The organism is Sphingomonas fucosidasi, from assembly GCF_036663855.1.
In the GTDB taxonomy this organism is placed as follows: Bacteria; Pseudomonadota; Alphaproteobacteria; order Sphingomonadales; family Sphingomonadaceae; genus Sphingomonas; species Sphingomonas faeni_B.
Genome location: NZ_JAXOJR010000009.1, coordinates 77,022 through 93,671, shown reverse-complemented (window position 1 = coordinate 93,671; position 16,650 = coordinate 77,022). Strand labels below are relative to the sequence as shown.

Genomic DNA, 16,650 nt, shown 5'->3' with positions numbered 1-16,650 from the left:
TGAGAGTCCTTCAGAAAATCAGTTGGTTTCGGGCGGCACGGGCCGCGGTTTGCGATCGTCGCCGACCGCCACGAAGATGAAGCGCGCCTGGGTTACCTTGCAGCTGTCGTTGCTGTGGCGGGCGCGGCGCCAGGCCTCGACCTCGATCGTCATCGAGGTGCGGCCGACCGCGATCAGGTCTGCGTAGACCGACACCTCGTCACCGACGACGACCGGCATGTGGAACTTCATCGCGTCCGCCGCGATCGTGACGGCACGGCCGCCACTACGCCGCGACGCTACCGAGCCGGCGGCAAGATCCATCTGGCCCATCAGCCAGCCGCCGAAGATGTCGCCGTACGGGTTGGCGTCGGCGGGCATCGCGGTGACGCGGATCGTCGGAGCTTTGTTGGGGGGCAGGTCGGTCACGCTTCACTCCTGCGGGTCGTTTGGTCGAGACGACGCGCGCGGCGCAAAGGCCCCACGCCCATCAGCACCGTCGCGACCATCGCCGCCGCACCGCACGCCCAGATCACGTCCTGTCCGAGCGGATAGGACCATGCCGCCGCCCAGGTGATCGCGATGGCAACGACGAGGCCTGCGAGGATGTGCAGGATCTCGATGGTCGTCTTCTTCATCTCGAACACCCCCTAAACCGTTCGTGCCGAGCGTAGTCGAGGTACATGGGTCTCATGCCCTTCGACTTCGCTCAGGGCGAACGCGGTAGGGGAGGCGGTCGTCACGGGCTTACGCCAGCATGCCCAACGGGTTCTCGACTAGGTGCTTGAACGCCTTCATGAACTGCGCGCCGTCGGCACCGTCGATCGCGCGGTGATCGAAGCTGCCAGTCGCCGACATGACAGTCGCCACGGTCAGTTCGTCGCCGACGACGTACGGACGCTTCTCGCCCGCGCCGACCGCGAGGATCATCGCCTGCGGCGGGTTGATGACCGCATCGAACTGCGTGATGCCGAACATGCCCATGTTGCTGATCGAGGCGGTGCCGCCCTGATATTCCTCGGGCTTCAGCTTGCCGTCGCGGGCGCGGGCGGCGAGATCCTTCATCTGCGTCGAGATGGAGGACAGCGAGGCGGTGTCGGCACCGACGATGATCGGCGTGATCAGGCCCGACGGCGTGCTCACCGCGACCGAGATGTCGGCACGCTGGAAGGTGATCAGCTGGTCGGGCGTGAACATCACGTTGCAGGTCGGGATCTGCATCAAGGCCACGGCCTGCGCCTTGATGAGCAGGTCGTTGACCGAGAGCTTCACGCCGCGCGATTCGAGGCTCTTGTTGAGCTCGCCACGCAGCTTGAGCAGCGCGTCGAGGCGAATGTTCACGGTCAGGTAGATGTGCGGAACGGTCTGCTTCGACTCGGTCAGGCGACGCGCGATCGTCTTGCGCACGTTGCTGAGCTTGGTCGCCTCATGCGGGATATCCGGCACGGCCGCCGGCTTCGCGGCAGGCGCGGGGGCCGCAGCCGCGGTCGGGGCCGTTGCTTCGGTCTTTGCAGCGGCAGGCGCTGCACCCGGCTTCGCGCTCTCGACGTCGGCCTTGACGATGCGACCCTTCGGCCCCGAACCCGACACGGCGCCGAGATCGATACCCTTGTCGGCAGCCAGGCGACGCGCGAGCGGGCTCGCCTTCACGCGGTCACCCGACGAGGCCGGACCAGCCTCTGCCGGACGGCCATGATCCTCGGCCGAAGCCTCGGTGCGCTCGACCGGCTTGGCCTCGCTACCCGTGTCGTTGGCATCCTTCGGGTCGGGCTTGGCTTCCGATTCCTTGGCGGCGGGCTCGGGCGTCTCGCTCTTCGCAGGCGTGGAAGAAACGGAGGACGCGTCCTCGCCCTCTTCGGCGATGATCGCGATGACCGTGCCGACCTTCACGTTGTCGGTACCCTCGGCGACGAGGATCTTGACCACGGTGCCTTCGTCGACGGCTTCGAATTCCATCGTTGCCTTGTCGGTCTCGATCTCGGCCATCAGGTCGCCGGATTTCACGACGTCGCCTTCCTTGATCAACCATTTGGCGAGGGTTCCCTCCTCCATGGTCGGGGACAGGGCAGGCATCTTGATCTCGATCGACATGGATTTCCCCAGGGCGTGACGTAACGGCATGCCTACTCGCGCCCTCGTCCGCTCGGGTCAACCCCGTCGGCGCAACTCCGCGGTCTTGCGTCGTGCACGGCTTCGGGCCACCTACGTCGCATAACGGGGGCCAAAATGCGCATTTATCTGGTGGTTATTGACGACAGTCCCGAAGCCGGCATCGCCTTGCGCTTCGCCGCGCGTCGCGCCGTGAAGACCGGCGGCGGCGTCGAGATCCTGACGGTGATCCCGCCACAGGAGTTCATCGCGTTCGGCGGCGTCCAGGCGACGATCGAGGAGGAGGCGCACCTTCACGCCCAGGGTCTGGTCGCGGGTGCGGCGGGGACGTTGCTCGAGGAATCGGGGCTGCGTCCGTCGATCACGGTGCGCGAAGGCGAGGGGCCGAAGATCATCCGCGCGATGATCGAGGCGAACCCGGATATCGCGGCGCTGGTGCTGGGGGCCGCGGCAACCGGTGCGCCGGGCGAACTGATCGCGCATTTCACCGGTGCCGATGCGGGTGCGCTGCCCGTGCCGGTGATGATCATCCCGGGATCGCTGACTCGCGAGGCGATCGACCGGCTGAGCTGAGCCGCGGCGTTATGAAATCGGCGTCTGGTTGTTGCTCGAGTTCAGGCGACGGGTATGGCGAGTCTCTGGTCCAGCAGGCGTTCGACCTTGTCGATCCCGGTCTGCGTGAGTTGCAGTGCGTCGATACCCGCGCGCACCGGTTCGATAAGGGTCTTGGACTGGAGCACGCGCAACCAGCGCTCGATCGTCGCGCGCGATAGCGAGAGGTGGTCGGAAACCATCTCCGTGGAGGCGATCCGACCCTCCGCTTCGGCGACATAGGTCAGCAGCAGGATCGTCCAGGCATGATCGGCGAACAGCTCCGCTCCCAGGATTTCATCGCGCGCATGCATGATGTCGAGAAATTCTCGAGCGCGGCGCCATAATCTACGGGGTCCGTGGTCAAGATCCTGGTCGTCATCGATCGTCGACAAGGTCCCGATCAGCAGACCGCCATCACATCCTGCAAGTCGCGAAACCTGCACTTCCATCTTAATGACGTCGCCCTTGCCACCGATATAACGTTTGCGAATTCGGGTCGACTGCCCGTTGGTCCGTAATGCTCCAACCTTCGCGAGATTCAGGGCTAGATCATCGGGATGCGTAATAGAGATATACGATATACCGATGAGTTGATCGCGATGACGTTGCAGCAGCGTCGCTACCGGATCGTCGATCGCTTGGATAACGCCGTCTGCGTTCGAGATAGAATGCCCGACAATCACCGGCTGCTCCTACAAGACCATCATATGTTTAGCAGAAATTATGAAAAAAATATCATACTTAGATTAGATTGCGACCAACCCCGCGGCTTGTAAGGATCTGACAACGTTGGCAACCTCGGCCGAAACCGGGATGGTGAGATCCAGTATCGGGTTCGCGCACTAATGACTTGAGCCGCACGACCGATGGCGCCACGGTTCGCAGATGTCATTCTTCATCGTACCCCTGCTTCTCGCAGCCGCCCCGCCAGCTTCCGCACCCGTCCGGTTGCCGCCACCGTCCGCAACGCGGCTCAAGGCCGATGTCACGACGATGGTCGGTTTCGGTACCCGGCACACGGCGTCTGTGACCACCGATCCCCGGCGCGGGATCGGTGCGGCACGAAACTGGGCGGCGCAAAGGTTCACGCAGATCGGCGCGTCATGCGGTGGGTGCGTCGTCGTCGACCGGATCGCGCGGACGTTCACGGGCCCGCGTGCACCGACCGGTGTCGTGGTCGAGGACGTGCTCGGCATCCAGCGGGGACGCGATCCGAACCGCGTCGTGATCGTCGGCGCACATATCGACAGTCGCGTGACCGACGTGATGAACGTCACCTCCGACGCACCGGGCGCAAACGACAACGCGTCGGGGGTCGCTCTGGTACTCGAGGCGGCGCGGCTGTTATCGCAGCGGACGTTCGATGCGACGATCGTCTACGCGGTGTTCTCGGGCGAGGAGCAGGGGCTCTGGGGCGCCGAGCTGCTGGCCGACACCGCCAAGGCGCGCGGCTGGAAGGTGACGGCGATGCTCAACAACGACATCGTCGGCAACACCGTCGGGCAGGGCGGCGTCCGCATTGCCGACAAGGTCCGCGTGTTCTCCGAAGGCATTCGCGCCTCCGAGGATCTGGTCGCGCAACAGGGCCGCCGGGCCGAGGGCGGCGAGGACGATGGCCCCAGCCGCGCGCTGGCCAAGGCGATCGACGGCATCGCCGGCGGCATTCCCGGTGGTCTCGACGTGATGCTCGATCGCCGGCCCGACCGGTTCGGCCGTGGCGGCGATCACGAACCCTTCCTGAAGCTGGGCTATCCCGCGGTGCGGTTCTCGGTCGCGGCGGAGAACTGGGATCGTCAGCACCAGGACCTGCGTACCGAAAAGGGCGTCGACTATGGTGATACGATCGCCGGAATGGACTTCCCGTATCTCGCCAAGGTGACGGCGATCAACGTCGCCACGATCGCGCGGATTGCGGACGCCCCCGCCGCACCGGAAGACGTCTCGATCGCTGGCGCACTGTCGCGCGATACGACCGTCAGATGGAGCCCGGTGTCGGGTGCGACCGCGTACCGGGTCCGCTGGCGCCGCAACGATGCGCAGAACTGGACGGATGCACGGGACGTGCCGGCAACCGGACCAAACCTCCAGACGATCCTGGCGCAAGTGCCGGTCGACGACACGTTCGTCGGCGTTTCAGCAGTTTCGGCCAATGGCGCGGAAAGCGTTGTAAGCTTTGCGGGGCGTGAGCGACGCCGCTGATCGCACGCCTTCGATCGCCACCATGACTGCGGATGACGGTCATACGCGCGATCCGAGACTACGCGGCGACCGCGTCCTTCCAGCGGCGGTTGGCGAGCGCGCGGGCGTCTTCGGCGGACATCGGTCGACCGAAATAAAACCCCTGCGCCTTGGTGCAGCCGAGATCGTGGAGAACCCGGAGCTCCGCTTCGGTTTCGACACCCTCGGCGGTCGTGGTCATGCCGAGGCTCGTCGCAAGTGCGATCCCGGCGCGGACGATCGCCACCGCCTCGCGTACGCCGCTGGCGGTATCCCGGACGAAATCGCGGTCGATCTTCAGCGAGGTGAAACGCGTGCGACTGAGATAGCCGAGCGACGACTGACCCGTGCCGAAGTCGTCGAGACTGAGCCGGACGCCGAGTTCGGCGACCCGGTCGAGGATCTGGGTCGCGCCGAGACCTTCATGCATGAACATGCCTTCGGTCACTTCGAGTTCCAGCCGTTCGGGCGATACGCCGCTGCTGGCGAGCGCCGACGCGATCGTCGTCACGAAACTGGGATTGCGCAGCTGATCGGCGGAGACGTTCACCGCGATCCGCATGTCCGACGGCCATCGCGCCGCCTCTTCGCACGCAGTCCGGACCACCCAGGCGCCGATCGGCCCGATCAGTCGAGTTTCCTCGGCGAGCGGAATGAACTTCATCGGCAAAACGTTGCCGAATTCGGGGCTGGTCCACCGCAACAGCGCTTCGAAACCGCAGGGCATTTCGCTGTCGGTCGCGACGATCGGCTGATAGACGAGGTGCATCTCGCCCTTCTCGATCGCGTGGCGCAACGCCATTTCCAGCACCCGCCGTTCTTCGGCCTGAACATGAAGTTCCGGTTCGTACCGGCGAAACACGCCGCGTCCCGCATCCTTGGCACGGTAGAGGGCAAGGTCTGCCGAGCGGATCAGCATATCCGCGGTGCGCCCGTCGCGCGGCCCCATCGCCAGGCCGATACTTGCGCCGATATGCAGGGTATGCGCGTCGATCTCATACGGCCGCGACAGCGAGGCGATGATCCGTTCCGCGAGATGCTCGACCGCGGCCGTATCGCTGGCGTCGCGGACGACGACCGCAAATTCGTCGCCGCCAAGGCGCCCGCAGGTTTCGTTGACGCCCATCAACTGATGGATCCGTTCCGACACGCGGCCGAGCAGCCGATCGCCGACCGGATGGCCGAGCGTGTCGTTGACCGTCTTGAAGCGGTCGAGATCCAGCATCATGAACGCGTAGCGCCCGCCCCAGCGATCCGCATCGGCCATGGCCTTGACCAGAGTCTCGTTGACCATCAGCCGATTCGGCAGGCCGGTCAGCGTATCGAAACGCGCCATCCGGTTGATCTTGTCCGCCGAGGCCCGTTGTTCGGTGACATCCGAGCCGACGCCGCGGAAACCATAGAATTCGCCATGATCGTCGAAGCGCGGCGAGGCGGCCATGTCCCACCAGCGATCCTCGCCGCCAATCTGGACGGGGAGGCGCAAATCGCGAAAGCTCTCACGCCGTTTCAACCGCTCGGCCAGCGTTCGTAATCCCGTATCGAATTCTCCGGTTTCCCAACACGGCCCTGCCAGTATCTGCAGCAGCGGCATCCCATTGATGCTGGCCGGATCGAGGCCGCACGCAAAGGCAAAGCGGGGACTGGCCTTCACGACACGACGGGTTGCGTCGGTTTCCCAGAGCCAGTCGGCCCCGGCGCCCCCGAACTCGCCGAGCAACAGGCTGACCGTCTCGTCGCGGTCGTCGAGGACGATCTCGCCGGCGCGGATCATGACGAGCGCGCGGGCGCCGTGAATGCACGCGGCCATCAGCAGGCCCGTGAACAGCATCATGCCGACCGCGGCGGCCAAACTGCCGGCAAACGCGAGCTGGACGACCATCGCCGCCCCGAGATAGCCGAGGAACACGAGCGTCGCGAGCACCAGCGGTGCCATCGACAGCGCAGCGGTGGCCATCAGGACCGCCAGCGTAAGGCCCAGCCCCGCCGTCGTTCCGGTCGGTGCGTGCGTGCAGAAGAATACCGGCACCGCGGACCACATGATCGCGAGGACGAAGCCGTCCCACATCGTCTGCCTCAGATCGCGCAGGCTCGCATAGCCATCGCCGCGGTGATGCGTGGCAAGCCTGCGGAACCCGACCCACACCGCCGCCGCAGTGACCAATGCCCCCCAAGTGGCGATCTGCCAGTGCGGCACGACATCGCGGATCAGGAATGCGATCGCCAGCATGGCCATCATGTTGCTGGCCAGCAGAAACAGCGCGACCCGTCGCCCCGCGAACAGTTGCGCCGCGCGAATGCGACCCCAGACGGCGGGATCGCCACCTTCGCGGATGCCCAACAGAGTGGCGAGGTCGACGGCAATGCTGCTCGACTTTGGAAGCGGGGTCTTGGTCACGCCAACGGGGTATACACACGCTGGTTAGCGGAACGTGATCACCGCACCGAATTGGATCCAATTCCCGTCGTTTTGGTCAAATCTAACCAATGCGCCGTCGTTTTTGGCGCCATCGGGCTGTCAGGCCGCGATGTCGTAGGGTTTGATGTCGCCACTGAGATACAGGTTGCGGGCCTTGGCGCGGCTGAGCTTGCCCGACGACGTGCGGGGCAAAGTGCGCGGCGGGATCAGTTCGATCAGGCAGTTCATGCCCGTCACCGACCGCACGCGCTCGCGGATCTCGTCGCGCAGGCGAAGCCGTTCGGCTTCGTCCGAGCTGCGGCACTGGACCAGTACGGCGGGCGTTTCCTCGCCGCCGGGCGTCGTGATCGCGAACGCGGCGATGTCGCCGGCCTTGAAGCCCGGAAGCTGTTCCACCGCCCATTCGATATCCTGTGGCCAGTGGTTCTTGCCGTTGACGATGATCATGTCCTTGGCGCGGCCGACGATGTAGATGTAGCCGTCCGACATATAGCCCATGTCGCCGGTATCGAGCCAACCGTCCGCCATGCACGCCTCGGTCGCGGCGTCGTCGCGGAAATAGCCGACCATCACCGACTTGCCGCTGCACCACACCTTGCCGATCGCGCGATCGGGGAGCGGCGTGCCGTCCTCTTCGCGGATCTCGATTCGCATGTCGCGGACCGGCTTGCCGCAGTTGACGATCGCCCGGTAGCGCTGCGGACGGTCCCCGCCGCGCGAGCCGCCCGAGAGCTGCGTTTCCTCGACGAGTTCGACGCGGATGCCTTCGCCCGGCGGCATCAGCGAGACCGCGAGCGTCGCCTCTGCGAGACCATAGCTCGGCAGGAAAGCGCTGGCCTTGAAGCCGGCATCGGCGAACGCGTCGACGAACGACTGCATCACGTCGGGGCGGATCATGTCGGCGCCGTTGCCCGCAACCCGCCAGCGCGACAGGTCGAAGCGGTCGCTCGCCTTGGTCTGCGACGACATGCGGCGCGCGCAGATATCGTAGCCGAAGGTCGGCGAATAGCTGAGCGTCGTGCCTTCGTTACGGCTGATCAAATCGAGCCACGCAAGCGGGCGGCGCGCGAAATCCTCGGTCTTCAGATAGTCGGTCGAGACCTGGTTGGCGATCGGCGACAGGAAGCAGCCGACCAGTCCCATGTCGTGATACCAGGGCAGCCACGACACGCAGCGATCGGTGTCGCAGACTTCCATGCCGTGGCTATGCGCGGCGAGGTTGTTGAGCAGCGCGGCGTGCGTGATGACGACGCCGTGCGGGAAGCGCGTCGAGCCGCTCGAATATTGCAGATAGGCGATGTCGTCCGGCTTGGCCTCGGGCAGCGTCGCGACCGGTGCCTCGCGCATGGCAAACTCGGACCAGTCGATCCCGACGGTACCCGACAGGCGCGCGGCCTCGCCGGCCATCTGCGCGAGCTCCGGCGGGAAGATCAGCATCTTCGGATCGCAGCTCGCGAGCTGGACGCGGAGTTGTTCGATGTACGAATCGCGCCCACCGAACGAGGTCGGCAGCGGCAGCGGCACGGGCCATGCGCCGGCATAGACGACGCCGAAGAACAAGGCGGCGAACTCGGGGCCCGTCTCGGCGACGAGCGCGATACGGTCGGCAGGAGCGACGCCGGCGGCGACCAGGCGATCGGCCATCGCGCGGGCGTCGGTGCGAAGTTGCGAATACGGGTAGGGCTGCGACAATGTCCCGCGCGCATCGTGGAAATTGAGCCCGCGGTTACCGCTTGCCGCGTAGTCGAGGGCTTCACCCAGCGTGCCGAAATCGGCGAAGCGGCGCGGCAGGGCGTCTTGGGTCGGCGTCGCAACGATCGTCGCTACGGTCGTGCCGCCCTTGTTGGCCATTTCGGTCGTCATCGCAGTTCCTGCCTTGGTTGGTCGCGGTGCTCGCACACCACACCTATCTTCAGTCTAGCCGTTCAACTTCGGGTGCCAGTGTGGCACAATGATGGCGTGACCGATGATAGCCACAGCGAAAGCAACGCGTTTCCCTCGTCGCTGGATGCCGGCGACCGGGAAAACGACGGGTTCGATGACAGCGGCGGCACGAAGCGGCGCGGCGGCAAGAGCTGCGGCAAAGGCGGCGGGAAGGGCGGCGGCAAGGAGCGTGACAAGGAACGGGCCCGCGAGCGTCCCGCGCCGAAACCGCTCGATGCCGCGGCGCTCGAACAGATGGCGCTGCGCTATGTCGAGCGGTTCGCGACGACGCGCGGCCGGCTGACAGATTATCTGATGCGCAAAATCCGCGAGGGCGGTTGGGACGGGGGCACCGCCGCGGCACTGGCCGAGCCCGCCGAACTGGCGCAGCGGATGGCCGATCTCGGCTATGTCGACGACCGGGCCTTTGCCGAACAGCGGGCTGCTGCGATGCAGCGACGCGGGCTTGGCGCGCGTCGTGTCGCGGGGGCGTTTCGCGAGGCGGGGATCGATGAGGGCGATGCGGAGTCGCTGGCGCCGGCGATCGCCGATCGCGCAGTCGAATCGGCGCTCGCCTTTGCGCGTCGCAAGCGAATCGGGCCTTACGGGAGTGGCGACGGTGACCGGAAGCTTCACAAAAAACAGCTCGCGGCGATGATGCGGGCGGGCCACCGGTTCGATCTCGCACGCAAAATTGTTGCTGCACCGCCGTCCGATGCACCCGAATCGATGGATTTCGACTAAGGGCCGCATCGGGTTCATTGCGGTTGCGACGAAGCGTGCTAGCAAGGGGTTCAGGGGTGTAACAATGCGTAACGAGACGCAGCAGGATGCGAACATGACGGCGCAGGCCGTATCGGTGATGCTCGGGGTACCGGGATCGGTCTCGGAGCCGGTCTTCGAGGTCGCCGAGCAATCGCCCGAGCAATCGCCCGAGCAATCGCCCGAGAAGTCGGTTGCGGGCACCCCCATGGCGACGGTCGACGCGCGCGCGATCGGCGGCGTGATCAAATGGTTCGACGTCACGCGCGGCTTCGGCTTCGCGGTCGCCGACGACGAGACCGTCGGCGATATCCTCGTGCATTTCTCCGTCCTGCAACCGCATGGCCGCCGCAGCCTTCCCGAGGGTGCGCGAGTCGAGACAGTGTCGGTGCAACGCGGCCGCGGGTTCCAGGCGCGGGAGATCGTCTCGATCGACATGACCAACGCGGTCGAGGAACCGGTTCGCGCCCCGTCGTCGCCCGACCGGATCGATCCGATCGCGATGATCGACGCCGCCGGGCCGTATGAAGCGGCGGCGGTCAAATGGTTCAACCGTTTGAAGGGCTATGGTTTCCTGGTACGGGGCGCCGATGGCAGCGACATCTTCGTCCACATGGAAACGCTGCGCCGCGCAGGGATCGAATCGGTCGAACCCGATCAACCGCTGCGCGTGCGTGTCGTCGCCGGGCGCAAGGGGCCGCTGGCCGTTGCGGTCGAAAAGGATCTGGGATGAGTTTCGTTGCCAAGGCCGCGTTGGCGGCGGTGCTGGCGCTGGGCGCCGGCGCCGGGGGCGTCGCATATATGAATAGCGGCGCTAAATCGGATGTGGCGACCGTCGCCACGTTGCCGCTCTCGATCAAGAGCACGAACGGGACTCACACGTTCGAGGTGGAGAGCGCCAAGACGCAGGACGAGCAGGCGCGCGGGCTGATGTTTCGCACCGACCTGAAGCCCGACGGCGGCATGCTGTTCTGGCCGTACCCGCCGACCGGCGGCGCTCCGGTCGCGGCAAGCTTCTGGATGAAGAACACGCCGAGCTCGCTGGATATCCTGTATATTCGCGCCGACGGCACGATCGCTCGGATCGCCGAGAACACGGTGCCGTTCTCGGAAACGCCGATTCCGTCGGGGGAGCCGGTCGGCGCGGTGCTGGAACTGATGGGCGGCAGGGCTGCCGAACTGGGGATCGCCGAGGGTGATCTGGTGACGTGGGACAAGGCGAAGTAAACGCTTTCTCCGGGGTGGGCTAAAACGCTCCTCAAAAGCTCGTCATCCCAGCGAAAGCTGGGATCTCACCGTTCCAGGCCAGCGCTCGCCAACGGGGATACCCCAGCTTTCTCTGGGGTGACGGAATAGTGGGGGTGACGGAATAGTGGGGATGACGGAATAGTGGGGGTGAGTGATTACGGTCCAAGGACGCTTGGGCTGACGGAGGGGGAGTTCGTTATCGAGGGGGCGTCACCCCTCCGTCTGGCTTCGCCAGACACCTCCCTTTGCGGGGGAAGATCAATCCTGACGGCATCGGTGGCTGTATTCGCCTATCATCGAGGTTGAAGCCCGCCCCCAGTCGGGTTAAGCGCCCGACATGGGCTTTCTCGCATCGACATTCACGTGGTGGAACGGCGCCACCCTCGGTACCAAATTCGGCCTGCGCAGCATGGCGAAGATGGGGGAGGACGCGCTCGGCAACGTCTATTACCAGGGCGGCAAGGACACCGCGGGCAACCCGCGCCGCTGGGTGATCTATCAGGGCGCGACCGACGCCAGCCGGGTGCCGCCCGCGTGGTTCAGCTGGCTGCATCACCAGGTCGACGACGTGCCCGATCGCGCGCTGCCGCCGATCCGCGCCTGGCAGAAGCCGGCCGTGCCGAACATGACCGGTACCGCGCTCGCCTATCGTCCTGCCGGTGCGCTCGAAAAGGGCGGCAAGCGCGCCACCGCGACGGGTGACTACGAAGCCTGGACGCCCGAAGGGTGATCATGCGCTGGCTCGCCGCGGCCGTGTTGGTCGTGGCGTTGGCGGTGGGCGGCTGGTTCGGATACCGCGCGCTGACCAAGCCTGCGGCGCCGGTTGCCGCGGTCCAGCAGGACCTGCCCGGCGCGGACGATCCGGGCAATTCCTCGATCGAGACGATCGAGACCGGTGCCGCGGCGATCGCCAATGGCGGCACGCCGATGGCGCAGCGCGTTGCGGTGCTGGGCCTGCTCAACAAGCGTAACGGCGAGACCCGCGAGGTGACGCTGAAACCGGGCCAGGCGACTCGGATGGGCGATGTCGTGCTGCGGCTGCGCGCGTGCGAACAGACCGCGCCATGGGAGCAGGAGCAGCTGACCGGTGCGTTCGTCCAGGTGCTGGTGCGCGGCGTCGACACGCGTTGGCGGCGGACGTTCTCGGGCTGGCTCTACAAGGAACGCCCCGCGCTGAACGCGGTGCAGCATCCGGTCTACGACGTCTGGACCAAGAGCTGCGCGATGACTTTCCCGGCGACCGGCCCCGATACCGCACCGCCCGCCGAGGCCTTGCCCGCCAAGCGATCGAGCGCACGGAAATCGCCGGCTGCCGAGGCTGCCCCGGCGGCGGACGGCGGCTTGAGCGCACCGTTAAGCGCCGCACCCAGCAACGCGACGTAATCCGCGCGGTCGATCTCGATCGCGCCGAGCGAGGCGAGGTGCGAGGTCTGGAACTGGCAATCGAGCAGCGTGAATCCGCCCGCACGTAGCCGCGCAACAAGGTGTGCGAGCGCGACCTTCGAGGCGTCGGTCGCGCGGCTGACCATGCTTTCGCCGAAGAACGCGCGGCCGAGCGACAGGCCGTAGAGCCCGCCGACCAGCTTGCCGCCGTCCCAGCATTCGACCGAATGTGCGAAACCCATCGCGTGGAGGGTCTGGAAGACACGCTCGATGCCGTCGTTGATCCATGTCTCAGGGCGGCCCTCGACGCTTTCGGCGCAGAGCTGCACGACGCGGTCGAAGGCGGTGTCGACGGTGACCTGGAAGCGGTCCGCGACGATCGTTTTCCGCAGCGAGCGCGAGAGCTGGAAACCATCGAGCGGGAGCACCGCGCGGCGGCGTGGCTCGACCCAGTAGACGCTGGCGGCATCGCGGCTGTCCGCCATCGGGAATACGCCGACCGAATAGGCGCCGAGGACGAGCTGCGGGTCTAAAACGTCGCTCATGCAGCGAGTCTGTGTTCGATCCGGCGCCAAAGATCCGCAAACGCCTGCGCGGCGACCGACTTCGGTGCGAACACGCCGACCGGGGCACGCTTGACCGCCATCGATTCGATTCCGCTTGCCATCGGGATGACCGGCCAGTCGGGATGGCGTGCCAAGGCGTCCGCATGCAGCGCGCGGCGCTTGTCGACCATGACGTGGACGGGGAGCAGCGGCGTCCGACCGCCGAGATGCTGGACGACCGCCTCGTACGCGCGAGTCGAGAGCGGGGAGGGGATGACGGGTATGACGATCAGGTCGGCGGCGCGCATCACCTGATCCGCGGTCTCGGTCAGCCCCGGCGGGCAGTCGAGGATCACGCGGTCATAGGCCTTCAGGTCGGCGAGCAGCTTGGCAAGCCGCTTCTTCTTGTCGAGATCGTGGAACAGCTGGTCGAGCCCGCGCAGCGACGCGTCGGCGGCGATCAGGTCGAGATGTGGGTAGGCGGTCGGCCGCGCCTGCTTGGTGACGGCGACGTCCTTCGAGAACATCGCCTGCGCCTGGTCGACCCTGTTCGCGCCACCGAGCACCCAGGTCGAGGCGGCCTGCGGGTCGAGGTCCCATAGCAGGGTGCGGCGGGCGGACAGGGTTGCGGCGCACCACGCCAGGTTCACCGAAAGCGTCGTCTTCCCGACGCCGCCCTTGAGGCTGTAGATCCCGACTGTTGCCATGCCGCTACGGTGCCGGTCCGCGACGGCGAGGGCAAGAGCGCGCGACACAAAGAAAAACGGCCGGCGAATGATCCGCCGGCCGTCAGGACTATCGATATCGCGCCTGGATCAGGCGGTTAGATCAGGCGTGGCAGATCAGGCGTGGCAGGTCTGGGCCGACTTGCCAGGTGCGGTCAGCGTGACGTTGGTGTCGTCACCGGTCATCGACCAGCCGCCCTCGGCCGTCTTCGGCGCGCCGGCGACGTCCGACTTCAGCGTCGTTGCGGGGCCGTCCTTCTTGGTGCGGACTCGGGCTTGCTTGTCGCCCTGGAAGAACGTCACGTAGAGCAGGCTGTTGTCCTTGCAGCGCAGCGTCGCCTCGGACTTGATCGCGGGCGGCAGCTCGACCGGCGCGGCGTTGGCGAGCGTGTTGGCCATCGGATCGGGATTGCTGTCCAGCACCTCCGGCGCGGCGGGCTGGGAGTTGCAGGCGGCCAGCGCAAGCAGCGCGGCAACGGCGGAGAGGGGGAGGATCTTCATAACGGAACCCCGCTTCGCGCATGCAGCATTGAGCGTCAAGGATTATGGCCCATCCCAACCGGGGCCAATGGCGAACGAGCGACGAACGGGTGCCTACCGATGACGAACCGGCGGGCAACCGCGACCCGCCGACACCTATGCGGATGGATGGATCAGGCCGGACCATCCCGCTCGGCCATGCCGGTCCGCTCCGCCACCCGGTCTTCGAGCAAGGCGAGCGGAGTCGCGATGTGCGCGGCAACCAGCGTATCGCCCACCGACTCCATCATCGTCACGGCTTCCCTCAATAGGGTCAAGGCATCCAGATAGGGTTCCACAGCGACTATCCCCTGCAAGCGACGACCATTTCGCATAACTGGACGCGACAAGACCAATCCTCTTAGATTAACATAGGTTAGGATTCATTTCACGCTGTTTTAAGACAGCGCGACTGGTAGGTTGGCAGGCCGAGGATGTCATTACGGCAAATGCGCGCAGTGGAAATCGGAGAGAATTCAGCGAGATCCGGGCCGACGGCTCAGCGCGTTTAACGGCGCAAACTTTCCCTCGCTTGCTCCGGGCGGGTCGCCGCGCCACATATTGACGATGCACACGACACCCGACACGCTCGCCCTTATCGGCAATACTCCCCTGGTCCGGCTGAAGGGACCCAGCGACGCCACCGGCTGCGATATCTTCGGCAAGTGCGAATACGCCAACCCCGGTGCGTCGGTGAAGGATCGCGCCGCGCTGTTCATCGTCGAGGACGCCGAGCAGCGCGGGTTGCTCCAGCCCGGCGGCACGATCGTCGAGGGGACCGCGGGCAATACCGGGATCGGCCTCGCGCTGGTCGCCAATGCGAAGGGCTACAAGACGATCATCGTCATGCCCGAGACGCAGAGCCGCGAGAAGATGGACACGTTGCGCGCGCTGGGTGCCGAACTGGTACTGGTCCCTGCCGCCGCCTTCTCCTCGCCCTGCCATTTCGTTCATACCTCGCGGCGGATCGCCGAGGAGACGCCGGGCGCGATCTGGGCGAACCAGTTCGACAACACCGCAAACCGCCGCGCGCACATCGTCGGTACGGCCGAAGAGATCTGGGCGCAGATGGAGGGCCGCGTCGACGGGTTCACCTGCGCGGCCGGGACCGGCGGGACGATCGCCGGAGTCGGCCTGGGGCTGAAGGCGAAGGACGAAAAAATCTGCATCGCGCTCACCGATCCGCACGGCGCGGCGCTGTATAACTATTATGCGCACGGCGAGCTGAAGTCCGAGGGATCGTCGGCCGCCGAGGGGATCGGGCAGGGGCGTATCACCGCCAACCTGGAGGGCGCGCCGATCGACACGCAGTTCCGGATTTCCGACCAGGAGGGCTATGCCTGGGTCCGCCACCTGCTCGACGAGGAAGGGCTGTGCCTCGGTCTGTCGTCGGGCATCAACGTCGCGGGCGCGGTGGCGCTGGCACGGCATCTGGGACCGGGCAAGCGGATCGCCACCATCCTGTGCGACACCGGATTCCGTTATCTTTCGACTCTGTACGATCCGGCGTGGCGCGAGGCGAAGGGCCTCGCTTGAGCGTCCAGCGGCCTGAGGCACCGTCCCGGCATCGACAGGCGGGCGGTGGTCGGGTATCGGGGCACGACAAGATGAAGGTATCACACGAACCCTCGCAGACCATGCAGCGCATCAAGGTCGGGATGATCGGCCTGGCCGCGGTCGTGCTGTTGATCGGGCTGGCGAGCGCGATCATCGGTTCGACGAATCGCGAACGACCGGTCGCGACGGCAGGTACCGCGAAGGCCGATGTGGTGGCGAACATGGCCGTTTCGAACAGCACCGCGGTGGCCGGAGCGGGCGAGCCGCTTGCCGAGCTTGGCGTTGCGCCGAGTGCGAACGCACAGGCGCCTGCACAATAGGCTGACGTCTCCGGTTCTGGTTGCCGCGCTGCATTCTGCGCCCGGCAAGCCCAGAGTCCATCCGGCTACGAATTCGTATCGAGATTTGCGGCTATCTCGCAGTCGTCGGGTGCGACGTGCGGGCTCATCCCCGGAATTCCCCAGCCATGATCACCCTCCGCCACAGCTCACATCCGTTCTGCGACTAATATTCCCCCGGAGTGAGCGTCGAAACCGGCGTGAAATCCGTCCAATCCCCAAAAATCCCGTTGCGTCCCCGTGCTGCTATGATAGATGGAAGTTAATAGGGGCACGTTCACCGTTAGCTTGAAAGCGCGGTCGGGACGCGACGATGGTCGCTTTCCGGGATG

The 16,650-nt window shown here is 65.9% G+C and carries 18 protein-coding genes and 1 pseudogene; 9 read left to right on the top strand and 10 right to left on the bottom strand.

The genetic code is table 11. The features are described 5' to 3' along the window. Positions 1–18: 18 nt before the first annotated feature. The 3 genes from U1737_RS16205 to U1737_RS16195 form a co-directional block, all read right to left on the bottom strand. Positions 19–360, bottom strand: coding sequence for an acyl-CoA thioesterase (locus tag U1737_RS16205; RefSeq protein WP_093399601.1), 342 nt, complete (start codon positions 358–360; stop codon positions 19–21). A 44-nt stretch (positions 361–404) separates the two neighbouring features. Then, a complete protein-coding gene (locus tag U1737_RS16200) occupies positions 405–617 on the bottom strand; it encodes a hypothetical protein (RefSeq protein ID WP_332797476.1) in 213 nt (70 codons plus the stop codon). Between the two features lie 109 nt (positions 618–726). Beyond that, positions 727–2,070, bottom strand: coding sequence for a pyruvate dehydrogenase complex dihydrolipoamide acetyltransferase (locus U1737_RS16195; RefSeq protein ID WP_332797475.1), 1,344 nt, complete (start codon positions 2,068–2,070; stop codon positions 727–729). Positions 2,071–2,205: 135 nt separating this feature from the next. Between U1737_RS16195 and U1737_RS16190 the strand changes: the two genes are divergently transcribed. Continuing rightward, positions 2,206–2,661, top strand: coding sequence for a universal stress protein (locus tag U1737_RS16190; protein ID WP_248521389.1), 456 nt, complete (start codon positions 2,206–2,208; stop codon positions 2,659–2,661). Positions 2,662–2,702: 41 nt separating this feature from the next. Here the strand turns inward: U1737_RS16190 and U1737_RS16185 are convergent, their stop codons facing one another. Beyond that, positions 2,703–3,125 (bottom strand): hypothetical protein, encoded by a 423-nt coding sequence (locus U1737_RS16185; RefSeq protein WP_332797474.1) that lies wholly within the window; start codon positions 3,123–3,125, stop codon positions 2,703–2,705. Positions 3,126–3,567: 442 nt separating this feature from the next. Between U1737_RS16185 and U1737_RS16180 the strand changes: the two genes are divergently transcribed. Beyond that, complete coding sequence (locus U1737_RS16180) at positions 3,568–4,881, top strand: M20/M25/M40 family metallo-hydrolase (protein WP_332797473.1); 1,314 nt, start codon at positions 3,568–3,570, stop codon at positions 4,879–4,881. Between the two features lie 58 nt (positions 4,882–4,939). Here the strand turns inward: U1737_RS16180 and U1737_RS16175 are convergent, their stop codons facing one another. After that, positions 4,940–7,297, bottom strand: a complete 2,358-nt coding sequence (locus tag U1737_RS16175) for a putative bifunctional diguanylate cyclase/phosphodiesterase (protein WP_332797472.1) — start codon at positions 7,295–7,297, stop codon at positions 4,940–4,942. Positions 7,298–7,417: 120 nt separating this feature from the next. Beyond that, the gene (locus tag U1737_RS16170; protein WP_332797471.1) at positions 7,418–9,181 is read right to left on the bottom strand and encodes a fatty acyl-AMP ligase; all 1,764 of its coding nucleotides are present in this window, start codon (positions 9,179–9,181) and stop codon (positions 7,418–7,420) included. Positions 9,182–9,277: 96 nt separating this feature from the next. On the opposite strand from U1737_RS16170, the gene U1737_RS16165 reads away from it, so the two are divergent. From U1737_RS16165 to U1737_RS20765, 5 genes and pseudogenes are all read left to right on the top strand, one after another. Further along, positions 9,278–9,985 (top strand): regulatory protein RecX, encoded by a 708-nt coding sequence (locus U1737_RS16165; protein WP_332797470.1) that lies wholly within the window; start codon positions 9,278–9,280, stop codon positions 9,983–9,985. A 226-nt stretch (positions 9,986–10,211) separates the two neighbouring features. After that, positions 10,212–10,736 carry a cold-shock protein gene (locus tag U1737_RS16160; RefSeq protein ID WP_332797523.1) on the top strand — a complete coding sequence of 175 codons (525 nt, stop codon included), beginning with the start codon at positions 10,212–10,214 and terminating at the stop codon, positions 10,734–10,736. Further along, the gene (locus U1737_RS16155) at positions 10,733–11,230 is read left to right on the top strand and encodes a DUF192 domain-containing protein (RefSeq protein WP_443027142.1); all 498 of its coding nucleotides are present in this window, start codon (positions 10,733–10,735) and stop codon (positions 11,228–11,230) included. Before U1737_RS16160 ends, U1737_RS16155 begins: the two co-directional genes overlap by 4 nt. 358 nt (positions 11,231–11,588) lie before the next feature. Continuing rightward, positions 11,589–11,981, top strand: a complete 393-nt coding sequence (locus U1737_RS16150; protein ID WP_248521378.1) for an NADH:ubiquinone oxidoreductase subunit NDUFA12 — start codon at positions 11,589–11,591, stop codon at positions 11,979–11,981. 2 nt (positions 11,982–11,983) lie between these two features. Beyond that, a pseudogene (locus U1737_RS20765) lies at positions 11,984–12,412 on the top strand (DUF2155 domain-containing protein); the annotation flags it as partial. Positions 12,413–12,447: 35 nt separating this feature from the next. On the opposite strand, the gene aat reads toward U1737_RS20765, so the two are convergent. From aat to U1737_RS16125, 4 genes are all read right to left on the bottom strand, one after another. Further along, positions 12,448–13,179, bottom strand: coding sequence for a leucyl/phenylalanyl-tRNA--protein transferase (gene aat, locus U1737_RS16140; protein WP_248521377.1), 732 nt, complete (start codon positions 13,177–13,179; stop codon positions 12,448–12,450). Next, complete coding sequence (locus U1737_RS16135; protein ID WP_332797469.1) at positions 13,176–13,886, bottom strand: ParA family protein; 711 nt, start codon at positions 13,884–13,886, stop codon at positions 13,176–13,178. Before U1737_RS16135 ends, aat begins: the two co-directional genes overlap by 4 nt. Positions 13,887–14,021: 135 nt before the next feature. Further along, on the bottom strand, positions 14,022–14,405 hold the full coding sequence (locus U1737_RS16130) for a hypothetical protein (protein WP_248521373.1): 384 nt from the start codon (positions 14,403–14,405) through the stop codon (positions 14,022–14,024). A 152-nt stretch (positions 14,406–14,557) separates the two neighbouring features. Further along, entirely contained in the window at positions 14,558–14,722 is a 165-nt protein-coding gene (locus U1737_RS16125) for a hypothetical protein (protein WP_332797468.1), read from the bottom strand. 268 nt (positions 14,723–14,990) lie between these two features. On the opposite strand from U1737_RS16125, the gene U1737_RS16120 reads away from it, so the two are divergent. Together U1737_RS16120 and U1737_RS16115 are read left to right on the top strand one after the other, a co-directional pair. Then, positions 14,991–15,959, top strand: a complete 969-nt coding sequence (locus tag U1737_RS16120; protein WP_332797467.1) for a cysteine synthase A — start codon at positions 14,991–14,993, stop codon at positions 15,957–15,959. Positions 15,960–16,030: 71 nt separating this feature from the next. Then, entirely contained in the window at positions 16,031–16,300 is a 270-nt protein-coding gene (locus U1737_RS16115; protein WP_248521369.1) for a hypothetical protein, read from the top strand. Positions 16,301–16,650 lie beyond the last annotated feature (350 nt).

Bases quoted from the DNA above. Each gene is read 5' to 3' on its own strand.
- U1737_RS16205 (WP_093399601.1), bottom strand. From the start codon at position 360: ATGCCCGCCGACGCCAACCCGTACGGCGACATCTTCGGCGGCTGGCTG.
- U1737_RS16200 (WP_332797476.1), bottom strand. From the start codon at position 617: ATGAAGAAGACGACCATCGAGATCCTGCACATCCTCGCAGGCCTCGTC.
- U1737_RS16195 (WP_332797475.1), bottom strand. From the start codon at position 2,070: ATGTCGATCGAGATCAAGATGCCTGCCCTGTCCCCGACCATGGAGGAG.
- U1737_RS16190 (WP_248521389.1), top strand. From the start codon at position 2,206: ATGCGCATTTATCTGGTGGTTATTGACGACAGTCCCGAAGCCGGCATC.
- U1737_RS16180 (WP_332797473.1), top strand. From the start codon at position 3,568: ATGTCATTCTTCATCGTACCCCTGCTTCTCGCAGCCGCCCCGCCAGCT.
- U1737_RS16170 (WP_332797471.1), bottom strand. From the start codon at position 9,181: ATGACGACCGAAATGGCCAACAAGGGCGGCACGACCGTAGCGACGATC.
- U1737_RS16160 (WP_332797523.1), top strand. From the start codon at position 10,212: ATGGCGACGGTCGACGCGCGCGCGATCGGCGGCGTGATCAAATGGTTC.
- U1737_RS16155 (WP_443027142.1), top strand. From the start codon at position 10,733: ATGAGTTTCGTTGCCAAGGCCGCGTTGGCGGCGGTGCTGGCGCTGGGC.
- U1737_RS16150 (WP_248521378.1), top strand. From the start codon at position 11,589: ATGGGCTTTCTCGCATCGACATTCACGTGGTGGAACGGCGCCACCCTC.
- aat (WP_248521377.1), bottom strand. From the start codon at position 13,179: ATGAGCGACGTTTTAGACCCGCAGCTCGTCCTCGGCGCCTATTCGGTC.
- U1737_RS16135 (WP_332797469.1), bottom strand. From the start codon at position 13,886: ATGGCAACAGTCGGGATCTACAGCCTCAAGGGCGGCGTCGGGAAGACG.
- U1737_RS16130 (WP_248521373.1), bottom strand. From the start codon at position 14,405: ATGAAGATCCTCCCCCTCTCCGCCGTTGCCGCGCTGCTTGCGCTGGCC.
- U1737_RS16120 (WP_332797467.1), top strand. From the start codon at position 14,991: ATGCACACGACACCCGACACGCTCGCCCTTATCGGCAATACTCCCCTG.
- U1737_RS16115 (WP_248521369.1), top strand. From the start codon at position 16,031: ATGAAGGTATCACACGAACCCTCGCAGACCATGCAGCGCATCAAGGTC.